Genomic DNA, 5,536 nt, shown 5'->3' on the forward strand with positions numbered 1-5,536 from the left:
AAACGGATTAGGAATTAAATCCCCCTTTCAATTGTAGATAGGAATCAGAAAAAAGAAATATTGCTATATCTTATTGAAAATCAAATGGTTATGCTAAATTTTGCCTTTAAATAGAGAGGAAGTTCCGATAAATATCAGCATCAAAAAACAAAAAAAAGCGTTTCATTCGCTTTTAATTCGCGATTGAAACGCTTTTTGTGATTGGTCAATATTGTTGTAATATGTTGAGACTAAAGGAGTTAGGAGGAAGCCCCCCCCCCCTTCTAAAAATTCTATGGTATATCTTTCGTTATTAGTTAGACTAGAAACTTTTGGAATGAGAATCATAATTTCTTACCTCACATCTTTATCCAATCTTTTCTATAAAATCCTTTGCTAATTTTAAATAATGTTTAACTCCCTGGGTATCATAAATAAGTCCTCTATAATAACCCGCTATGTGCAAGGTGTCATAAAGCATTTCAAACTCCCTCATCAACTTTCCATTATGAATAGCCAGATGCTTTCTTAATGCTTCTCTATATCCATCTACTGATTTTGGAATTTCTTTCTTCGTAACTTGCTTCTTTTCAATCAGATATTCATTTATTGCTTCTAAAATAGCCAGATAGGCTGTTCCAAATGCCTCTCGCACAGGCTTAACATCTGTATAGGTATTATCCTCTACTGGAATAGACCTCAATATCTCCCTGGCATTATTTAAATATCTTAATGACTCTTTCATTTTTAAATCTCCCCCCGTTGTTTTCTTATCTTAACATATTTTCTTTTATCCGTCAACAATTATTTTGTAAAATGTGTAACATTTTTATTGCTTAAACTTGACCACTCCATTTAGCTCAATGGTTAAGCATGGAGTGTCTGCTCCTTTGACAGAGACATCGCCAATAACGATGTAAGGGCTACCTGTTAGGGTCCAGGTAGTATCAGTGGCAATGGTAGTGGTAGTAATTGTTGTTTGAGCGGCAACCTCACCTATCCCCAGAACCATCCCTAAAATTACTAAAGTTAACAGTTTTTTTAACTTTTTACATCCTCTTCCCCTCTTTTAGAGCTTATCCTTACCCACATCTTTTAAAAACCACGAAGGACACGAAGAGCACGAAGAATTATAAAACAAATCTTTTAATCCCATCTTTCAATCTCTTCTCATTAAAGTTCATTAATAAACCTATCTTTATATTTGCTAATCTCATATAGGTTAGCAACTGGGCTTCATGGACAGGAACTATATTGTCAACACTCTTTAATTCTAAGATTAACTCATTTTCTATTAAGAAGTCTATCCGATAACCACAAGAAATATGGATGTTTTTATACTTTACAGGTAGTCCCATCTCCATTTGAAAGTTAATTCCTGCCTGACTTAATTCATAAGCAAGACATTGCTTATATGTATTTTCTAATAACCCAGGACCTAATTCCCGATGAACTTCAATTGCTAACCCAATTACTTTCTTAGATAATTCATCAAATTTCATAAAATCCATTCCTAAAATAATTTTTCTTCGTGTCCTTCGTGTTCTTCGTGGTATTTCTCTTTGTTTCTCTCCTTCTACCCAATTTGTGGGTAAGGATAAGCTCCTAAATAGGGAATTCAGTAAGTTCTCGCACAACGAAATCCAATGTTGTTGTTCCTGTTCTCTGGGTTGTTCCTGTTGCGATTGGTACTGCGCAGTCAGTCTGGTTTGTTGTTCCACGAGCCGCCGCGCAAGACACGATGACCTATTGACCTACCCCTTTACAAATACAGCACTTTCAAAGATTTCTTTTCGTAAATAATAACTATTGGCCCAGCATGCATGTCCTAACCAACTTTGTACCCGCTGATTTACTTCCGGCCAGCTTAATTCTCCAGCCGCATAATCCCGTCGATATCTTCTCAACTTTCGCCTGAATCGCTTAACATTGCTTTTACGAATTAGACGATGAGTAGGGAAACTGCGATAACCAAGAAAGTCCGTCCCTTGCTCTACCGGAAAAATCTGGCTCTTGTCAGGATGCAATCTCAACCGCAGCTTTGACAGATACTCCTTTAGTCCCTCCCGAACATCATACAGTAAAGCCTTATCATCATCTAAAACCACAGAATCATCTACATAGCGAATATAATAGCGGCAACCTAATTCTTTCTTTACAAAATGGTCAAACCCATTGAGATAAACATTGGCAAAAAACTGGCTGGTCTGATTGCCAATGGGTAACCCCTTTCGCCTATCCAAATCCAGCCTCCAAGCATCCGACCTATTTCGTCTACCTTTTCGCTCAACTGACCATATTGCTTATGGCTAATAAGGTTAAAGTCGTGGCTCAGTCGAATACGATAACGCAGCTTCTCTAATTGCAAATTCACTGGGATTAGAATAGGCAACTTCTTCTGGCTATAGTATGCCTCGATAAAAGCATCCAGAATGTCAGTTAGTAGCCTTTGAAATTGATCGCCTAATAAAAACTTCTGATCTCGAGGGAAACGGGCCAGAATAGGAATAGTGTGTTTCAGCAGATCATAAAACCTTAGTAATGATAGTCTCTTTTTCTTTCATTTAGCTTCTCTCCCCAAAAAAATTTTCGACTGGGGGCTTCGCCCCCAATCCCCCTTTTAAAAGAGTAAAAAACTAAAAAACCTCAAAAGTAAACTCTCGCACAACGAAATCCAATGTCGTCGAGCCTGACCACCGGGATGTACCAGAAGCGATTGGTACAGCGCAGCCAGACTGGTTTGCTGTCCCACGAGCCGCCGCGCAAGACACGAAATTTACCCTTATTTGGTCCAGTAGGATTTTCATCAGAGTCCTGTTTATAATCACCATACCAATCATAGCACCACTCCCACACATTACCTGCCAGATCAAGTACCTTCTCAGGTGTAGCCCCCTGGGGATAGCTACCCACAGTTGATGTTTGACCAAGCTGCATATCATAATTTGCTCGTTCAGTGTTGGGTTTTGGTGTATTGCCCCAGGGGTATTCTCTACCCTCAAAGCCGCGAGCCGCAAACTCCCATTCAGCTTCGGTGGGCAGCCGCATGATTACCCTTTGGTTTTGCCCCTGTTTTTCAGCCCACTGCTCCCCGTAAGTAAGAGTCCACCAGCGGCAATAGGCCATAGCTTCGTACCAACTGACACCCACTACCGGCGCTAATGGCCGGCTCTTACCAAATCGCTCGTCCAGCCACCAGCGAGGTGCTTTTTCCTTAAGCCCTTTTAGAAACTGCCGGCCGTCAAACCCAAACCTGCTCTCCTCATCAATCCAGTATTCCTCAGTTTCATAGCCCCCGCTTTTAATGAACTCCCCAAACTCCTTATTGGTTACCGGATATTTCCCCAGCCAGTAAGGTGATAGCTTAACCAGATGGATGGGTTGTTCCGATTCTTCTTTATTGCTGCCCATATTAAAAGGTTTCTCCGGTGGAAAATATACCATTGGGGGATCGGAGACATCTATCTTGGGTTCGTCCATCAGTCCCAGGGCATCGCCGCAGGCGAGGAAGAGTTTAGGCTGATGGTGGCTTTTATCTCGCCGGTTGGTTAACGCCCTTTCAACGCCCAGGTGTAACTCCCAAATTCCACCCCCTTGTCGATAAAACTCTTCCAGATCAGACAAAATGGCACCAATCATGGCAATAACACGAGGATCATCCGTTTTGTCAATATCCTGGGACCATTGTTCTTCCAGATATTTAAACAGAAAGGGTTTATTACGAATTTCGCAGAACAGCAGTCGGGCCACTTCCAGCCAGCGATCTGGCTTTTTCAGGGCTACTTCAGACCAAAAGTCTTTTACCTGCTGACTTTCATCAAAGTCTGAAAGATGCTTAGCTGCAAGATATTCCTGTAGGGAGCGGTGGCTGAAGCCATAGAATTGACCGCGGGAGAGCAGCACCCCCAAGTTCTCATCAGCAAAATTTAAAAACCGACGGGCAAAGTCTTTTTCGGTTATCCCTTTTATTTCACACTGTAATTTCTGCTGTTGGATGGCCTCAATAACCCGTGGTGAAGAGATGCTGACACTATCCTGCTCATCACTATGGACAATAAAAGCGATACGCTGCAATAAGGATGTGTAAACAGTTTCCCACCATACGATTGGGTCTCCTTTAGGAATAGAAACTTCAAATACAGGTTTATCAGCCATCTTGCCAAGGTCAAGATCAGAAGAGCGTTGCAAAAGCAACATCTCGTAAAATTCGGAATACAGCTCGATTCTCCGCTTCGGCAGGACAGTATGTTTTTTATGCATCAAAATCATAACTGTAAGGTAGAGGGGGTTGCCGGCAAATTCTTGCGCTGCCTCAGAAAGCTCCAATGCCGATAGAAAAGCCCGAGCATCCTTTTCTCCTGCTTTAGGCTCATTAGCATTATAAATCATGAGAAAATTATGGACAAAGTCTTTAATCTGCTTTGTTGTTAGTTCCAGTAACTGTATTTTAGCAAAACCTAATTTATCAACTAAGGATTCGTCTACCGCAGTAGGTCGTGAAGTAATGATAATGTGCCATTTGCCGGACTTGTCCTGCACCATATTATTGGCCACTGTGGCTAATTTCAGCCTTAGTTTTGCTGAGGGAATTTCGTCCAATCCATCTAATATTAATTGTATTGATTTGGAATAATTCTCAATAGCTTCTACGGTGAGATCGTCCTGGCAGGTTAAATGTGAGCGCCAGTGCTGGCAAATATAAGTAAGCAATGCCTTCTTTGCCTCCTCTATCGGTTGGGGCTCTTTTATATATTCGGCTACTTTATCCAGACGAACGAAAACAGGGCATGGAGTGCCTTCCTTCTGCCCTTTTTTGAGTTGTTCAAACAGATTGAGGGTCAACATCCTCATCACGGTGGTTTTACCTACGCCGGCATCGCCAATAAGTAATGCTGAACAAGGTACTTTTAGGTGGGTCAATACTGGCTCCCGCTTGATAGTTGTTTCAAAGAGCCATTGCAATGCTGTTAAAATCTCACCGGGGTTTTTGTTTAGTTTTTTTGCCACTTGATGAATTGTAGTTTGGAATTGGACAGCATCAGAGGTGAGTTCCTCTTGTTGAAGCACTTTAGTAATACCTTCCAGCACCTTATGAAAATCTTCATCAGAACTGTCCCTGGCACCTCTAAAGTTTCGATCTTCTTGAGAGAGGCGCCAGATGTGCGACTCCCAAATATCGGCATCCTTTAACAAATATTTTAGGCTTTCAGGACTTTTAAATTTCTTTTGCTCCATGGAGCCAATTTCAGATATTCGACGGCCAGCATCCTGTTCGAAGAACACTTCACTCAACTTCAGCATTTGAGGACCTATTAAGAGAGCGTTGCGTAGGACTTAAGGCTATATCTATGGTCCCAGGCATTGCTTTACTTCATTTTCTGCCATCTTTTGCTTATTAAATTTGCTCCAGAGGAGCAATCTGTTTGTAGAAAAAAAAATGTCCACCTATAACATAAAGCTCCATAGGAGCGACCTAAATCATTCAATACATTTTTTGTTCACGGGCTTGAATAATACCTGTGATGTATTTCTGCAATTCTTCCCTATGTTGTTTACG

The 5,536-nt window shown here is 41.3% G+C and carries 6 protein-coding genes; all 6 read right to left on the bottom strand.

From position 1 onward, the window contains the following. Positions 1 to 346 precede the first annotated feature (346 nt). The gene (locus AB1414_14410; GenBank protein ID MEW6608615.1) at positions 347 to 724 is read right to left on the bottom strand and encodes a DUF5618 family protein; all 378 of its coding nucleotides are present in this window, start codon (positions 722 to 724) and stop codon (positions 347 to 349) included. Between the two features lie 84 nt (positions 725 to 808). Then, positions 809 to 991 (bottom strand): hypothetical protein, encoded by a 183-nt coding sequence (locus tag AB1414_14415; GenBank protein ID MEW6608616.1) that lies wholly within the window; start codon positions 989 to 991, stop codon positions 809 to 811. A 118-nt stretch (positions 992 to 1,109) separates the two neighbouring features. Further along, the gene (locus tag AB1414_14420) at positions 1,110 to 1,481 is read right to left on the bottom strand and encodes a GxxExxY protein (GenBank protein MEW6608617.1); all 372 of its coding nucleotides are present in this window, start codon (positions 1,479 to 1,481) and stop codon (positions 1,110 to 1,112) included. Positions 1,482 to 1,733: 252 nt separating this feature from the next. Continuing rightward, positions 1,734 to 2,222, bottom strand: coding sequence for an RNA-directed DNA polymerase (locus AB1414_14425; GenBank protein ID MEW6608618.1), 489 nt, complete (start codon positions 2,220 to 2,222; stop codon positions 1,734 to 1,736). After that, entirely contained in the window at positions 2,135 to 2,503 is a 369-nt protein-coding gene (gene avd, locus AB1414_14430; GenBank protein MEW6608619.1) for a diversity-generating retroelement protein Avd, read from the bottom strand. The genes AB1414_14425 and avd overlap by 88 nt, the downstream gene beginning before the upstream one ends. A gap of 122 nt (positions 2,504 to 2,625) precedes the next feature. After that, positions 2,626 to 5,280, bottom strand: a complete 2,655-nt coding sequence (locus AB1414_14435) for an SUMF1/EgtB/PvdO family nonheme iron enzyme (protein MEW6608620.1) — start codon at positions 5,278 to 5,280, stop codon at positions 2,626 to 2,628. Between the last annotated feature and the right edge of the window lie 256 nt (positions 5,281 to 5,536).

This window comes from bacterium (assembly GCA_040755795.1).
Taxonomy (GTDB): domain Bacteria; phylum UBA9089; class CG2-30-40-21; order CG2-30-40-21; family SBAY01; genus JBFLXS01.